Annotated in this window: 16 protein-coding genes; 15 read left to right on the plus strand and 1 reads right to left on the minus strand. The window is 47.4% G+C overall.

The genetic code is table 11. The annotated features are described in order from the left end of the window. Nucleotides 1-138: 138 nt before the first annotated feature. From veg to F0220_RS00205, 8 genes are all read left to right on the plus strand, one after another. On the plus strand, nucleotides 139-414 hold the full coding sequence (gene veg / locus F0220_RS00170; protein ID WP_017691376.1) for a biofilm formation stimulator Veg: 276 nt from the start codon (nucleotides 139-141) through the stop codon (nucleotides 412-414). A 249-nt stretch (nucleotides 415-663) separates the two neighbouring features. After that, nucleotides 664-840 carry a small, acid-soluble spore protein, alpha/beta type gene (locus tag F0220_RS00175; RefSeq protein ID WP_017691375.1) on the plus strand — a complete coding sequence of 59 codons (177 nt, stop codon included), beginning with the start codon at nucleotides 664-666 and terminating at the stop codon, nucleotides 838-840. 149 nt (nucleotides 841-989) lie between these two features. Next, on the plus strand, nucleotides 990-1,844 hold the full coding sequence (ispE, locus tag F0220_RS00180; RefSeq protein WP_036606140.1) for a 4-(cytidine 5'-diphospho)-2-C-methyl-D-erythritol kinase: 855 nt from the start codon (nucleotides 990-992) through the stop codon (nucleotides 1,842-1,844). A 97-nt stretch (nucleotides 1,845-1,941) separates the two neighbouring features. After that, nucleotides 1,942-2,769: a pur operon repressor gene (gene purR, locus F0220_RS00185; protein ID WP_017691373.1), complete on the plus strand. Its 828-nt coding sequence runs from the start codon at nucleotides 1,942-1,944 to the stop codon at nucleotides 2,767-2,769. 188 nt (nucleotides 2,770-2,957) lie between these two features. Beyond that, the gene (gene spoVG / locus F0220_RS00190) at nucleotides 2,958-3,242 is read left to right on the plus strand and encodes a septation regulator SpoVG (RefSeq protein ID WP_017691372.1); all 285 of its coding nucleotides are present in this window, start codon (nucleotides 2,958-2,960) and stop codon (nucleotides 3,240-3,242) included. A gap of 83 nt (nucleotides 3,243-3,325) precedes the next feature. Continuing rightward, a complete protein-coding gene (locus tag F0220_RS00195; protein ID WP_124118801.1) occupies nucleotides 3,326-3,520 on the plus strand; it encodes a hypothetical protein in 195 nt (64 codons plus the stop codon). A gap of 77 nt (nucleotides 3,521-3,597) precedes the next feature. Continuing rightward, nucleotides 3,598-4,989: a bifunctional UDP-N-acetylglucosamine diphosphorylase/glucosamine-1-phosphate N-acetyltransferase GlmU gene (gene glmU / locus F0220_RS00200; protein WP_197997996.1), complete on the plus strand. Its 1,392-nt coding sequence runs from the start codon at nucleotides 3,598-3,600 to the stop codon at nucleotides 4,987-4,989. A gap of 101 nt (nucleotides 4,990-5,090) precedes the next feature. Next, nucleotides 5,091-6,044 carry a ribose-phosphate diphosphokinase gene (locus tag F0220_RS00205; RefSeq protein ID WP_017691370.1) on the plus strand — a complete coding sequence of 318 codons (954 nt, stop codon included), beginning with the start codon at nucleotides 5,091-5,093 and terminating at the stop codon, nucleotides 6,042-6,044. Nucleotides 6,045-6,149: 105 nt separating this feature from the next. Here the strand turns inward: F0220_RS00205 and F0220_RS00210 are convergent, their stop codons facing one another. Then, nucleotides 6,150-6,350: a hypothetical protein gene (locus F0220_RS00210; protein ID WP_024633712.1), complete on the minus strand. Its 201-nt coding sequence runs from the start codon at nucleotides 6,348-6,350 to the stop codon at nucleotides 6,150-6,152. Between the two features lie 139 nt (nucleotides 6,351-6,489). Between F0220_RS00210 and pth the strand changes: the two genes are divergently transcribed. From pth to F0220_RS00240, 7 genes are all read left to right on the plus strand, one after another. Next, nucleotides 6,490-7,050 carry an aminoacyl-tRNA hydrolase gene (gene pth / locus F0220_RS00215; RefSeq protein WP_036606126.1) on the plus strand — a complete coding sequence of 187 codons (561 nt, stop codon included), beginning with the start codon at nucleotides 6,490-6,492 and terminating at the stop codon, nucleotides 7,048-7,050. 99 nt (nucleotides 7,051-7,149) lie between these two features. Then, nucleotides 7,150-7,380: an anti-sigma-F factor Fin gene (locus F0220_RS00220; RefSeq protein WP_017691368.1), complete on the plus strand. Its 231-nt coding sequence runs from the start codon at nucleotides 7,150-7,152 to the stop codon at nucleotides 7,378-7,380. Between the two features lie 101 nt (nucleotides 7,381-7,481). Next, on the plus strand, nucleotides 7,482-7,631 hold the full coding sequence (locus F0220_RS32760; protein WP_219845541.1) for a hypothetical protein: 150 nt from the start codon (nucleotides 7,482-7,484) through the stop codon (nucleotides 7,629-7,631). A 21-nt stretch (nucleotides 7,632-7,652) separates the two neighbouring features. After that, on the plus strand, nucleotides 7,653-11,180 hold the full coding sequence (mfd, locus tag F0220_RS00225) for a transcription-repair coupling factor (RefSeq protein ID WP_105602448.1): 3,528 nt from the start codon (nucleotides 7,653-7,655) through the stop codon (nucleotides 11,178-11,180). Then, on the plus strand, nucleotides 11,164-12,312 hold the full coding sequence (locus F0220_RS00230) for a peptidylprolyl isomerase (RefSeq protein ID WP_091018326.1): 1,149 nt from the start codon (nucleotides 11,164-11,166) through the stop codon (nucleotides 12,310-12,312). Before mfd ends, F0220_RS00230 begins: the two co-directional genes overlap by 17 nt. A gap of 331 nt (nucleotides 12,313-12,643) precedes the next feature. Then, nucleotides 12,644-13,186, plus strand: coding sequence for a stage V sporulation protein T (gene spoVT / locus F0220_RS00235; protein ID WP_036606123.1), 543 nt, complete (start codon nucleotides 12,644-12,646; stop codon nucleotides 13,184-13,186). A 165-nt stretch (nucleotides 13,187-13,351) separates the two neighbouring features. Beyond that, on the plus strand, nucleotides 13,352-15,103 hold the full coding sequence (locus F0220_RS00240; protein WP_105602447.1) for a putative polysaccharide biosynthesis protein: 1,752 nt from the start codon (nucleotides 13,352-13,354) through the stop codon (nucleotides 15,101-15,103). Nucleotides 15,104-15,186 lie beyond the last annotated feature (83 nt).

A 15,186-nucleotide genomic window follows, 5' to 3' on the forward strand; every position in this document is an offset into this window, starting at 1 on the left:
GTCCCAATTTGGGGCTTTTTTTGTTTGCAAAAAAATTCATTGACAACAACTTTTTGATGCTGATATAATAATTAGTTTTGATTTGACAATGACTGTAAAATCCGGTATAATGGACAAGAAAAGAGGTGGTCGTCGACAATGGCTAAAAACACGCTGTTGGATATCAAACGCAATCTCGATGCACATATTGGTCAGAAAATTATGTTGCGGGCTAATGGTGGCCGCCGTAAGACCATTGAGCGTACGGGTGTATTGGAAGAAACGTACCCTTCTGTTTTTATTGTTAAGCTTGATGAGGAGCAAGAAACCTTCAAGCGAGTATCTTATAGTTATGCGGATATACTTACGGAGTCGGTGGAAGTCATGGTTTATGACCCGGGCAGCCAGACGCATAGCTCCTATATGGAGACGTAAGTATCGATTTACAGGCGATTCGCCCCACAAGGCGGATCGCTTTTTTGTTTTTTTAAACACCAATTCGTCCTCTAACGTAACCCATACATACTCAGGAATGAGCGAGGAACGGTCGCGGCATACTATATGGACAGGTGAAGGACAGTTTCTTAAAGCAATGCAGGAAACTGAATATAGCCTGATGACAAGATGTCCAAAACGTGAACGAACTCATCACATTATGAAGGATACTTTGGAGGAGGATGGTTCATGAGTCGCAGAAGAAGAAGTGTTATGTCAGAGGATCTGAAGAATGAGCTCGCGAAAGACCTGGGCTTCTATGATACGGTCCAACAGGAAGGTTGGGGTGGAATTAAAGCCAAGGATGCAGGAAACATGGTGAAAAGAGCCATTCAACTTGCTGAGCAGGCTGCCCGCAAATCTTAATCCGATTCAAACAGACTGAAAAGCGGGGAAATCCGTCAGGAACTACCCCGCTTTTTCCCCTTAGATGCGGAATACAAATGACTTGACAGCCCCATTTTGATATAATATGTTAAGTTGTCTTAGGGAAAAGGTGAGGACGGGTGAACGCCTTGAAAATTTACGAAAAAGCGCCTGCTAAAATTAATTTGATGCTGGACGTTTTACATAAAAGAAGCGATGGATTCCATGAAGTTGAAATGATCATGACCATGGTCGATCTGGCTGATCGGCTGGAAATGTCGGAGCTGCCGCGAGATACCATTTTTATCTCCAGTCAGGCGGGTTATATCCCGCTCGACGAGAAGAATCTGGCTTTCCAGGCAGCCAGACTCATTAAGGAGCGCTATAACGTGCGTACGGGTGTCCATATTCATCTGGATAAAAAGATTCCAGTTGCAGCCGGACTTGCCGGCGGCAGCAGTGATGCAGCAGCAGCGCTGCGTGGATTGAACCGTCTGTGGCGGTTGAATATACCGGATCACGAACTGCAGGAGCTTGGAGCTGAACTTGGGTCGGATGTTCCATTCTGTATCACAGGAGGAACTGCACTCGCTACAGGCCGTGGTGAGAAGTTAACTCCCATTCCTAATCCGCCGCAATGCTGGGTAATTCTGGCCAAGCCTCCGATTAACGTGTCTACAGCCGATGTGTACGGAAGGTTCCGCAGTGACAAGATTGTTCGTCATCCGAGTGCAGCTAAAATGGAGCAGGCTATTCGCAATCAATCATTTACGGAAGTCTGTAATCAGATGGGCAATGTGCTTGAAGATGTAACGTTGAAACTGTATCCGGAAGTTCAGCATCTGAAGGATGCCATGATTCGATTGGGTGCAGACGGCGTGTTAATGTCTGGTAGCGGTCCAACGGTATTTGGTCTGGTTTCCAAAGAATCCAAGGTTGCCCGGATATACAATGGTCTGCGAGGGTTCTGTAAAGAAGTGTACGCTGTGCGTATGTTGACGTAAAATTCGCTTTTATAATGTACAAACACGTATAAAGGTGTTATATTCTTAAATAATTATTCGGATTTGGATGTTTCCGTGATCGTGAGGATGGATCTCTGTGAAGAAGTTAAAACGAAGCGCAAGGCTGGTTGAAATGACGCAATACTTATTGTCCAGACCGCATACGGTTATTCCGTTGACCACATTTGCCGAACGTTATGGTGCCGCAAAGTCTTCAATTAGTGAAGATTTGGCGATTATCAAGGAAGTGTTCGAAGAAGGTGGGTCAGGAGAACTGCATACACTGGCTGGAGCAGCAGGGGGAGTAAGATGGATTCCGAAGGTATCCCGAGAACTGGCATTGGCATTTGCGGAGCGGCTCTCGACCCAGCTCGCGCAACCTGATCGGATCTTGCCTGGAGAATACCTGTACATGTCCGACTTGCTTGGTCAGCCTGCATTGATGAATGAAGCCGGCAAGATTTTTGCAACGGCCTTTGGCAATATGAATATTGATGTGGTTATGACGGTAGAAACCAAAGGAATTCCACTGGCTTATGCGACCGGTGCCCAGCTCAACCTGCCTGTCGTGCTCGTACGCAGGGACCATCAGGCTACAGAAGGATCGGCCGTAAGTATCAATTATGTATCCGGGTCCCATAAAAGTCTGCATACCATGTCCCTGTCCCGCAGGGCGATGCGTGAGCATTCCAGAGTACTTATTGTGGATGACTTCATGAAGGCCGGGGGTACGGTCCAAGGAATGATCGATCTTTTGGCCGAGTTTAATGCTACAGTAGCCGGGGTAGGGGTACTGGTGGAATCTGGTTCTGTAGATTCAGAAGAACGCCTGCTAACAGATTACGTATCTCTGGCGAAACTGACAGCGGTTGATGCCAAGAGCAGACAGATTTCCGTCAAGCCTGGCAACTATTTTGACCTGTAGAAAGATGACGAATGTTATGTCGTTAAAAGGTCTTTTCCATCGACCTGGCATGAACGTTGTCGAATTGTGTATTAAATAAAAAAATTCCTGAAATTAGGAAATTTTTGTGGTTATAAAAAGAAGGAGTTCGTATATGCTGTGTGGAATTATACACCAAGTTCTGATGGAAAAAGGTGGTGAACACACACATGCAAATTACGGATGTCAGACTCCGCCGTGTTAACTCGGAGGGGAGAATGAAGGCTATCGCATCCATTACCATCGATAACGAATTCGTCGTTCATGACATTCGTGTCATTGATGGTAACAACGGAATGTTTGTTGCTATGCCGAGCAAACGTACTCCTGATGGAGAGTTCCGTGATATCGCCCACCCGATCTCTTCCGGTACACGTGAGAAGATTCAGGCAGCAGTTTTGACTGAATACGATCGTGCGGCAACTGAGGAAGAAGTCATTGAAGAAGGTGCCTAAGAACATTATTGGGGTTCGAAGGAAAAGAGAGCCATGTCTTATGGCTCTCTTTTCTTTTTGACCGGAATAAGATATATTCAGTATTGAGTTTATTAGCAGAGAACAAAAAGCGCATCGTGCGCTTGGTGGCAGGGCGGCATCTTAGGAATCATTGGGATTCGGTTAAGCTCGCAGGTACACGGCGTATACATATAGGTCACGATTCGTTGGTGTCCGCGTTGTTACGTGTGATTACAGAGACAGCAGGCGATGAACAGGACCGGCTTGAAGCCGGCTGAACGATACTCATTGGATATAGATAAGCAATGCATTTCAATGGGTTTTTCAGAACAGGAGGTCGTTAATTTTGAAACGAATGGCAATCGTTCTTGCCGCAGGGCAAGGCAAACGAATGAAATCAAAATTGTACAAAGTACTGCATCCCGTATGCGGTAAACCTATGGTTGGACATGTGCTGGATGCAGCACTCAGCGCAGGCGTTGAACGCAGTGTGGTTGTCGTCGGCCATGGTGCCGAAGCGGTGCAGTCATTTTTAGGTTCCAGAGCAGAGTATGCACTCCAGGCGGAACAACTGGGCACAGGTCATGCAGTACAGCAAGTTAAATCCTTGCTTGGCGGCGAAGCAGGATCCACAATTGTGGTCTGTGGAGATACACCGCTCGTGACTCGTGAGACATTGGAAGGACTGATGAATCACAATGAGAGTCGCGGGGCAGCAGCGACAGTACTTACGGCTCAGTTGGACAATCCCAAAGGTTACGGCCGAGTAATACGTGGAGAAGATGGTTCTGTACAGCGGATCGTAGAACAGAAGGATTGCAACGAACAGGAAGATGCTGTGAATGAGATTAACACAGGCACATACTGTTTCGATAATGCAAAATTGTTCGCTGCGCTGGATAAAGTAACGAACCAGAACGCTCAGGGAGAATATTATCTCACAGACGTAATCGGCATTTTGCGTAATGATGGAGATGTGGTTGAAGCTTACATGTCGGATGACATCGCGGAATCCATCGGGGTTAACGATCGATTGGCACTTTCGCAAGCCGAAGCCTTCATGCGTGAACGTCTTGCCGTACGCCATATGTTGAACGGTGTGACAATCATTGATCCGTCATCGACATATATCGGAGCGGATGTTACGATTGGATCAGATACAGTTTTGTATCCGGGGACGATCCTCAAAGGCACAACTTCCATCGGCGAAGCATGTCATATTGGTCCTCAGGCAGATGTGGAAGACAGCGTTATTCAGGACGGAGTTACGATTAAACATTCGGTAGTATCCAATGCCGAGGTTGGTTCTGATGCAACGGTAGGTCCATTTGCTAATTTGCGTCCAGGGACTAAACTGGGTCGCAACGTAAAAATTGGTGACTTTGTTGAAGTGAAAAATGCTACAATTGATGAAGGTTCCAAAGTATCTCATCTCAGCTATATTGGAGATGCCAAAGTAGGGAAAAACGTAAATGTTGGATGCGGGGCAATAACTGTCAATTATGATGGTTATAATAAAGCTGTGACAACGATTGAAGATGATGCTTTTGTAGGCAGCAACGTCAATCTGATTGCACCGATTACGGTAGGAAAAGGCGCTTATGTGGTTGCTGGTTCCACCGTTACCCATTCCGTTCCCGAGAATGATCTGGCCATTGCTCGTCCACGTCAGGAGAATAAACCTGGTTATGCGGAGAAGATTCGCGGACGTGCCAAAGCCAAGAAACAAAATGCCAAACCCCAATAAGGGGTTTTGATAACAAGATTGCCTCCCGAAGATCGGGGAGGTGCCGACATGTCGCAGACGCTTATTGATTCCAATGAACCAGCACGGAGGGTTTTTATTTTATGACTTATTTTGATTCGAAATTAAAAATATTTACTTGCAATTCTAACCCCAAGCTTGCCCATCAAATTGCTGATTATATCGGGATCCCTATGGGTGAATCTCACACAACCAGCTTTAGTGATGGCGAGATTCAAGTGAAACTCTCCGAGAGTGTTCGGGGTTGTCACGTTTATATCGTGCAGTCCACTTGCTTGCCGGTTAATGATAACCTGATGGAAATGCTCGTTATGATTGATGCACTCAAACGGGCATCTGCCAAGACGATTAACGTCGTTATTCCTTATTATGGGTATGCAAGACAGGATCGCAAGGCACGTTCGCGTGACCCGATTACAGCGAAACTGGTTGCCAACCTTATTGAAAAAGCGGGTGCAACTCGTGTTATCGCGATGGACTTGCATGCAATGCAGATCCAGGGATTCTTCGACATTCCAGTCGACCATTTGCTTGGCGTGCCAATTCTGGCTCAATATTTCCGGTCGAAACAGATCGAAAATCCGGTTGTTGTGTCGCCTGACCACGGTGGCGTAGTGCGCGCACGTAAACTGGCTGATTTCCTGAATGCACCCCTGGCAATTATCGATAAACGTCGTCCTGAGCCAAATGTGAGCGAAGTGATGAACATTATCGGTAACATCGAGGGTAAAACAGCTATCCTGATCGATGACATTATTGACACGGCGGGAACAATTGTACTGGGAGCGAATGCTCTGATGGAAGGCGGCGTAAAAGAAGTATACGCGTGCTGTACTCACCCGGTATTGTCCGGACCTGCGATGGAACGTTTGGAGAATGCACCATTGAAGGAAGTCATCGTAACGGATACCATTCCAATTACGCATGCTAATCCGACAAGCAAACTCAAAGTGTTGTCTGTAGCGCCTTTGCTCGGAGAAGCAATTATCCGGGTTCATGAGGAATTGTCAATCAGCAAGCTGTTTGAAATTGAATAAGGATGTCTGCATAAAGTAGTAGAGGGGTTACGTTTTCCGGTTCAATGGAAAATGTAACCCCTGTCGGCGTGCCGTTTTATTAAAAGTGAAACAGACGCTGGTCAGCTAATACCCCGGGCGGGAGATAAATCGGAAACGACGCCGATGAAAAAGCGTGTCGGCAATTTCCACGAATTGATTATCGAAACGTGTGATTAGACCAATCTCAATATGGGTGTCGCGGTCGTATACCTGTACAGGTACGTGATATTCGAGATGATAGATAAAATCGCTATGTTGAGTCAGTTGTCCATTGTCTTCGCGCAAAACCCGCTCACCTTCCTGGGTCGATAAAATATTAACTGTGAACACTACAGTAAATCGATCTTTACTTTCTTGATATTATATGAAATATAAGATTCGAAGTCTATGCCTCACCTCAGGCTAATCCGAAGGAGGGAACAAGATGAAGTGGATTGTCGGACTTGGAAATCCAGGCTCGAACTATGCCAAAACCCGTCATAATATCGGTTTTATGGCACTGGATCGGTTGGCTGATCGTCATAATATCTCCATTACACAGAATAAATGTAAAGCGCTGATTGGAGAAGGCAATATTGGCGGTGTGAAAACTGTACTGATCAAACCAATGACCTATATGAACTTGTCTGGTGAATCGGTTCGAGCATATATGGATTTTTATAAAGTTAGTCTTGAAGATCTGATTGTTGTGTACGACGACATGGATACAGAGATTGGCAAAGTCAGATTGCGTTACCAAGGTAGTGCAGGCGGACATAATGGAATCAAGTCCATTATTCAGCATACCGGTACACAGCAGTTTAACCGCGTGCGCATGGGAATATCCCGACCTGAACCAGGACATGCCATTGTTGATTATGTACTGTCGACATTCATGAAGAAAGAAAAAGAAGCCCTTGATCAGACCATTGAGCAAACATGTGATGCTCTGGAGCATAGCTTGACTCATACGTTTGAACAAACAATGGCGAAGTTTAACGGTTAATTTTGTTAGACATACTGGTAAAATGATCATACAAGACGGGTTCAATCTCAGCCATACTGGACATACTGGATGTATAAACCATGTTCAGGAGGCATAAACATGTCAGTGAATTACGTATGTAGGCATTGCCGTACCTTTATTGGACGAATCGATTCTGCCCGGATAACGGAAGTAGAGCTCGGCTTTCATTTCTTGACCCCCGACGAGCGGAGGGATATAATAGCGTATAATTCCGGTGGTGACATTACCGTTCGGATTACATGTGATTACTGTAAGGAAGCCCTGGAGCACAATCCAGAGCTTAGCCTGCTCGCGAGTCCGCTTCAGTAGACATCGCCCGTACAGGATCGAATGACAGTTGAGGGCGGTTGCGTAATAACGCTCCACCTTTTATAGCCTTGGCAGCCTGCTGAGGCTTCTTTTCAGTTGGCATGAAAGCCATCGCTATCTCGAAATCAGGCTCAGCCGCATCAACAGATGTGGCAATGTTGCGAGTAATCCGATATGATGAAACAGGACAAAAAGGAATTTGTATCCATTTTAATAGTGATGTTACGCGTATGCGTGAGATAATCAAGTAAGTTATAAGAGAGGTGCCCCTTTTGTTACAAGCACTTATACAGGCTTTTTCCAAAGATCCGGACTTCGGGTCCATTACAGCCGGAATCAAGTCCGGCATGAAGGAACAATTGGTTTCGGGTCTATCCGGCTCGGCGCGTCAGATTATGCTGGCTGCCTTGCATCAGGAAATGAACCGACCATTGCTCGTAGTAACACATAATATGTTTTCAGCTCAAAAAATTGCAGAAGATTTACAGGAAGCGCTTTCACCTGATCAGGTGTTAATCTATCCTGCCAACGAACTTGTCGCTGCGGAAGCTGCTGTTTCCAGCCCGGAAACATTGGGTCAGCGTATTGATGTGTTGGTCCGCTGCGCCCAGGGATTCAGGGGCGTTGTTGTTATTCCTTTTTCCGGAGTAAGACGTTATGTTCCGCTTCCGGAAGTGATGGCCAATGCTCGAATTTTGATTAAACAGGGCAACACACTTCAACTGGACTCTTTCCTGCTGGAGATGGTAAAGCTCGGATATGAGCGTGTGGAACGCGTGGAATCTCGTGGTGAGATGAGTGTACGCGGAGGTATCATCGACTTCTATCCGGTTACTTCATCGATCGCATATCGGGTGGAGTTATTTGATGATGAGATCGACTCCATTCGGACATTTGACCCCGCGGATCAGCGTTCGATTGAACGGATTGAGGAAATTACGGTTTTACCATGCAAGGAGTTAATTGCAGATCGTGAACGAATGGAAAAGGCTGCCGATGCGGCTGCTCTTTTGCTGGAGCAACAGCTGGAGAAAATGACGGATCGGCAGGCGAAGCTGCGTCTCCGTGAAGAAATTCACCGGGAGATCGAGCTTTTGCGGGAGCACGTGTATTTCTCCGAAATGTATAAATATATTTCTCCGCTCTATCCGGAGAACAAAACGATCTACGACTATATGCCAGAAGATACCCTGCTGGTTCTTGATGAGCCTGCCAGACTATCGGAGACATCGAAACAGCTTGACCGTGATGAATCGGAGTGGAATCTTCATTTGATGCAAAACGGAAAAACACTTCCGGATCTTCCTTTATCCGCAGACGGTGATGAACTCTTGTATGAGCGTCCATTCCAGACGCTATTTATGTCGATTTTTTTGCGCCAAGTTCCACACACCCAACCACAGAACATTCTGAACTTCATCAGTCGTGGCATGCAGGATTTCCACGGACAGATGAACGTACTGAAGGCAGAGATGGAGCGTTGGCATAAGGCTGGAGTCCAAGTGCTCATGCTGGCGAACGGTGAGGAGCGACTCGAGCGGATGCGCCGGGTACTGATGGACTATGATATTCCAGAGCCAGAGATGATGATCGGTAATTTGCAAACGGGATTTGAAATGCCGTCCATTCATTTGGCTGTTGTGACCGAGGGCGAGATGTTCTCGCAAAAACAGCGTAAAGTACGCAAACCGATTCGGAATGTAGACAATGCTGAACGGATCAAATCCTATAGCGAGCTAAAAGTGGGCGATTATGTCGTTCATCAGAACCACGGGATTGGTAAGTACCTTGGGATCGGCACCCTCGAGGTAGGCGGTATTCATAAGGACTACATGCATATTCTCTATGCGGGTGGAGACAAACTGTCTGTACCTATTGAGCAGATTGATTTGATTCAGAAATATGTTGGTTCCGAAGAAAAAGAACCGAAAATATACAAACTGGGCGGCAATGAGTGGACACGGGTTAAAAATAAAGTCCGCACATCCGTACAGGATATTGCTGATGATCTAATTAAGCTGTATGCAGAGCGTCAGACCTCCAAAGGGTTTGGATTCGACAAGGATTCTGCGGAGCAGCAGGAATTTGAGGACATGTTCCCTTACGATGAGACACGTGATCAGGTGCGTGCGATCGAAGAAATCAAGAAGGACATGGAACAAAACCGTCCAATGGATCGTTTATTGTGTGGGGATGTTGGTTACGGCAAAACCGAAGTGGCTATTCGAGCTGCATTTAAAGCAGCTATTGAAGGCAAACAGGTGGCTGTACTCGTGCCAACAACCATTTTGGCACAGCAGCATTTTGAGACGTTCCGTGAGCGCTTCTCCGGTTATCCGTTCAACATTCATGTGCTTAGCCGGTTCCGCTCCCGTAAAGAGCAGAATGAAACAGCCAAAGGCATCAAGGCAGGCACAGTGGATATTGTCATCGGGACGCATCGATTGCTGTCGCAGGACCTGGTATTTAAGGACCTGGGACTGCTCATTGTTGATGAAGAACAGCGCTTTGGAGTAACTCATAAGGAAAAACTGAAGAAGCTGAAAACCAATGTGGACGTGCTGACGCTGACGGCAACGCCGATTCCGCGTACGCTTCATATGTCCATGCTGGGTGTGCGTGATCTGTCCGTTATCGAGACTCCTCCAGAGAATCGTTTCCCGGTGCAGACCTATGTGGTTGAACACAGCCAGGCGCTTGTTCGGGAAGCCATTGAGCGTGAGCTTGCCCGTGGTGGGCAAGTGTATTACCTCTACAACCGTGTTCAGGGAATTCAGGAGATGGCTGCCGAAATTTCTGAGCTTGTGCCTGAAGCCAAAGTTGGTGTGGGACATGGTCAGATGTCGGAAACAGAGCTGGAGAAAACGATTCTGGACTTCCTGGATGGTGAATATGACGTGCTTGTGAGCACAAGTATCATCGAGACCGGGGTAGATATTCCAAACGTAAATACACTGATCGTACATGATGCGGATAAAATGGGACTTTCCCAGCTGTATCAGCTGCGCGGACGTGTGGGTCGTTCCAACCGTATTGCGTATGCCTATTTTACGTACCAACGGGATAAAGTGCTTACTGAAGTTGCTGAGAAACGTCTGCAATCCATCAAAGAATTCACCGAACTGGGTTCAGGATTCAAAATCGCCATGCGTGACTTGTCGATTCGTGGTGCGGGAAATCTGCTAGGAGCGGAGCAGCATGGTTTCATCGCTTCCGTCGGGTTTGATCTGTATTCGCAGATGCTCGCAGAGGAGATCAACAAACGCAAAGTTACGATGCTTGGTGAAGAGCCGGTACCTTCAGACCAGTGGAACACAACCCTGGATCTCAGTATCGATGCCTACTTGCCGTCCGATTATATCTATGACAGTATTCAGAAGATTGAGATCTACAAAAAAGTGGCGGTCATTGCATCCTTCGACGATGCAATGGAGTTGGAAGACGAATTGGTTGATCGGTTCGGTGATCTTCCGGAAGCTGTCATTAACTTGCTGGCTGTTGCGCGGATGAAAGTATACGGCAAAATCTACGGCATTGAATCCATCTCCCAACGTGGTGAGGACATTACTGTGAAGTTCTATGAAGGGCGTGAACATGCCTTTGAACTCTCAAAAATCGCGCACATTGGAAATCAGTTCGAAAGACGTGTACAATTTGAACAAGGACCCCATATGCTGATTCACGCTAAAGGCAAGGGGCTTGGGGATAAGCAACTGATGGAGCTGGTAGAGAAAATTCTGGAGTCCATGAAAACTGCTTTTAAATCAAAGGGGGAACTAAAGGATGTTACCAAAGTATAAAAAAGTAGGAAAAGTACTGTCTGTGAGCATGGTCGCAGTACTATCCTTATCACTGCTTGCTGCATGTGGCAAGAAGGAAGAAGCAAAAACACCGGAATCGACGGATACAAGTGCTGTAGTCGCTACGTATGATGGTGGTACTATTACAGCCAATGAATTTGACATGGAGCAACGTGTCATGAAATTCCTCTATCCAGAGTATGCACAAATGATGGATATGGACGATTTCAAAGAGTATCTGGTGAAACAGGAAGTTGCTTATGAATATCTGAGTGGCAAAGCAAGCGAAGATGCCAAAACAGCCGGTACCAAAGCGGCAACTGAGCAATTCGATAAAATGAAAGCTTCTGTTCAGGCAGATCAATGGACAGAAATGCTCAAAGCTCAGAACCTGACAGACGATAACATTAAAAACTACATGACTCGGATCATGACAGTAATCAAAGATAAAGAAACAGGCGTTACGGACGATGCAATCAAGGCTGAGTTTGAGAAAAACAAAGATCAGTTCACAACGGCTTCCGTCCGTCACGTGCTGATTAACTTCACAGATCCAAAAACGCAAAAAGAGCGTAAAAAAGAAGATGCACTTAAAATTGCAAAAGAAGTAAAAACCAAGTTGGATGGCGGAGCTGATTTTGCTGAAATTGCAAAAAAATATTCCGAAGATCCAGGTTCTGCTGAAAAGGGTGGACTGTATGAAAATACACCTGTAGGCAGCTGGGTAGAGGCATTTAAGGAAGCTGCAAAAACATTGCCACTGAACAAAATCAGTGATCCAGTAGAGACAGAGTACGGTTACCACGTCATGAAAGTGGAAGCTCGTACAGAAGCTGACTTTGCTAAATTGACGGCTGAACAAAAAGAAAGTCTGAAGAGCCAATTGGCAGCTGCTGAGATCGATACGTTCATGCAAAATGAGTTGGACAAAATCGTAAAAGAAGTTAAGTTGCCAAAAACAGAAAAAGCTGAAGAAGGCAAAACTGAAGGTACAACGGGTACAGGAACTGAAGGAGAGAAAACAACCGAACCAAAAACGGATGACTCCACAGGTACGGATACCAAGACTGACCAAGGTACGACTGGAACAGACAAAGATGCAACTACAGATGAAGGTACAAGCAGCAAGTAAGCTGGTAAATTTGCTGTGTTAGCATACGTTCAGGGTTGAATTCGCCCGAAATGAATGCCTTGTACTACGTAAATATGGACAACCATACAGAGAAGCAAGGGGAGGACTTAGGACCTCCTTCTTGCTTCTTCTTTTATATATTCAAGCCGTATGGGTACATGGTCGCCTTCTTCGAAAGTTACACAACTATATTCTCCGAAGCATGTATAAGGAAATGGGAACAGATGAATACTATGGTCAAGATATCACACTAAACGTTCTGGGACTTTCCTCTACCCATTAAGGAACAGTAGTTGAAAAATCTTCTCGAGAAAGTGGGGCAACATGTGAAATGAAAGCTACTGGTATTGTCCGCCGTATAGATGACCTTGGTCGTGTGGTCATTCCAAAAGAAATCCGCCGTACGTTACGTATTCGTGAAGGTGATCCACTGGAAATTTTCGTGGATCGTGATGGAGAAGTTATCCTTAAAAAATATTCGCCAATTGGCGAACTTGGTGATTTTGCCAAAGAATATGCAGAATCCCTGTATGAGAGTACAGGACATGTAACGATGATTTCTGACCGGGATACCATTATCACGGTGGCAGGTGGTTCGAAAAAAGAGTATTTGGACAAGCAGGTAGGTCAACTGTTAGAGGGATGTATGGAAAACAGAAAGACCATTTTGGAAACCAACAACGGTTCTTATGAGCTTAGCAAAGATCATGACGAGACGTTATCCTCTTTTGTTATTGCGCCGATTATTTCAGGTGGTGACCCCATCGGAACGGTTATCCTGTTCAATAAGGATGAATCGGTGAAGATGTCTCAGATGGAAGTGAAGATGTCCGAGACAGCTGCTGGTTTCCTTGGCAAGCAAATGGAACAATAGACCGCAGATCAACTCCTGGTGCCCTGTCTTGGGCATACGGGAGTTTTTGCATTTCAAGGGACAACGAAGATAATCCGGATGATTGTGATGGGGAGGGTTAGTCTGTGTGCCTTCAGGCAGTTATAATAGCAAGGTATGCTTAAAAGGATTACGCAGGAGGGACTTATGAAACAGCCATCTACAGGCTCAAGGCTGCTACAGGGTGCATTTATACTTGGTCTTGCCGCCATTATCTCCAAAATCATTGGTGCTTTTCAGAAGATTCCGCTGCAGAATCTGGGAGGAGACGGTGTATTTGGCATTTATAATACGGTGTATCCGTTATATATGCTCATTATCACGCTTGCTGCTGCAGGACTGCCGCTGGCCGTATCCAAATTCGTAGCAGAACAGAACGCACTCGGAAGACCAGACGAGAGCAGAAGAATTATTCGACTATCTTCCCTACTGCTCGGGGGAATTGGAATTATAATGGCGCTCATGATGTATGCAGGTGCGCCGCTGATCGCTGACATGATTGGCAACCGTCATGTGGTTCCATCAATTCGTGCTGCTTCGTGGGCGTTGTTGTTCGTACCGTTGATGACAGGGCTGCGTGGATATTTTCAGGGATTACAGCAGATGGTTCCAACAGCGGTATCACAAGTGGTGGAGCAGACGATACGTGTCACCGTCATGATTGTTCTGCTTCTGTGGTTGATGAGACGGGACGCTTCGCTTGAGACTATTGCCGCTGGTGCAATGATGGGCTCCGTTGCTGGTGGAATGGTTGGGCTGTTAACCATGTTAGGGTACATGGTGCGTCATCGGCGGAAAGACAGGGAAGTGGTCACAGGGCAATTGGATTCGTCGGAATGGAGCAGTAATGGCGGAGAGGTTGGATCAGAACGTCAGGAGCATCAAGAGCATAGACCAGTTACGCCACAGAGGAAAATGGTGAGTGCTGTTAGCCCCGCTCTGGCAGAACGATCACGATCCAATGGTGAGTGGATCAAGACGCTGCTCATGTACGCCATTCCCGTCTGTCTCGGGTCGCTGGCTGTACCGCTGATGAATCTGGTAGATACCTTCACCGTGCCCCGATTGCTGCGGGGAGAAGGACTGGATGAGCTTCAGTCGATGGTTTCCTTTGGCATCTACAACCGTGGATTGCCGCTGGTTCAACTGGTGACGATGCTGGCTACGTCACTATCTGTGCTGTTTATTCCGGCGATGGCGGAAGCCCGATTAAAGGGCGGGCCAGAAGCCGTCCGGCAGCAAGCAGGCCTCGCGCTGCGCTGGTTCTGGTTGATCGGCCTGGCGGCATCCGCGGGTCTCGCGGTGCTGGCGGAGCCGATTAACCGCATGCTGTACGGAGATGCCGCAGGCACCGAAGCACTGCGGTACATGGCGCTGACGGCTGCGGGCAGCACCGTCAGCATTATTGCGGCGGCGCTGCTGCAAGGCCTCGGCGCCGTGCGTGCACCCGCGTTCAGCATGCTGGCCGCCGCAGGCGTCAAGGCGCTGCTGAACGTCATGTTTGTGCCGGCGCTGGGCATCAGCGGCGCGGCTCTGGCAGGCGCAGTCGCCTACATGCTGGCGGCTGGCATGAATGTGGCGTTGCTGGCGCGACTTGTCGCCCTGCGCCCTGCCCCTGGCGCCGTCCTGGCGAAGCCGGCGCTGGTGATCGCCGCCATGAGTCTGGCGGCGGTAGGCACGGCCTGGGCCGCCGAAGCGGTACTCGGCGGCATGGGTGTCGCGGCCGATCGCAGGCTGGCCGCGATGGGCGTGAGCCTGCTGGGCATTGCCGCAGGCTCGGCCGTGTTCTTGCTGGCGGCGGCCCGGACAGGGCTACTTACCGCCGCAGAGCTGGCGGCCGTGCCCAAGTTAGGGCCTCGCCTTGCCAAGCTGCTGCACAGACTGCGTGTGCTGCGCTAGCTCCATGCTCACGGTGCTTCTACACCCAGCACAGCTAATATACAATTATAGGATATCGAATGATTCTGGTATAATACATGTAA

Origin of the sequence: Paenibacillus sp. 37 (assembly GCF_008386395.1) — a bacterium.
In the GTDB taxonomy this organism is placed as follows: domain Bacteria; phylum Bacillota; class Bacilli; order Paenibacillales; family Paenibacillaceae; genus Paenibacillus; species Paenibacillus amylolyticus_B.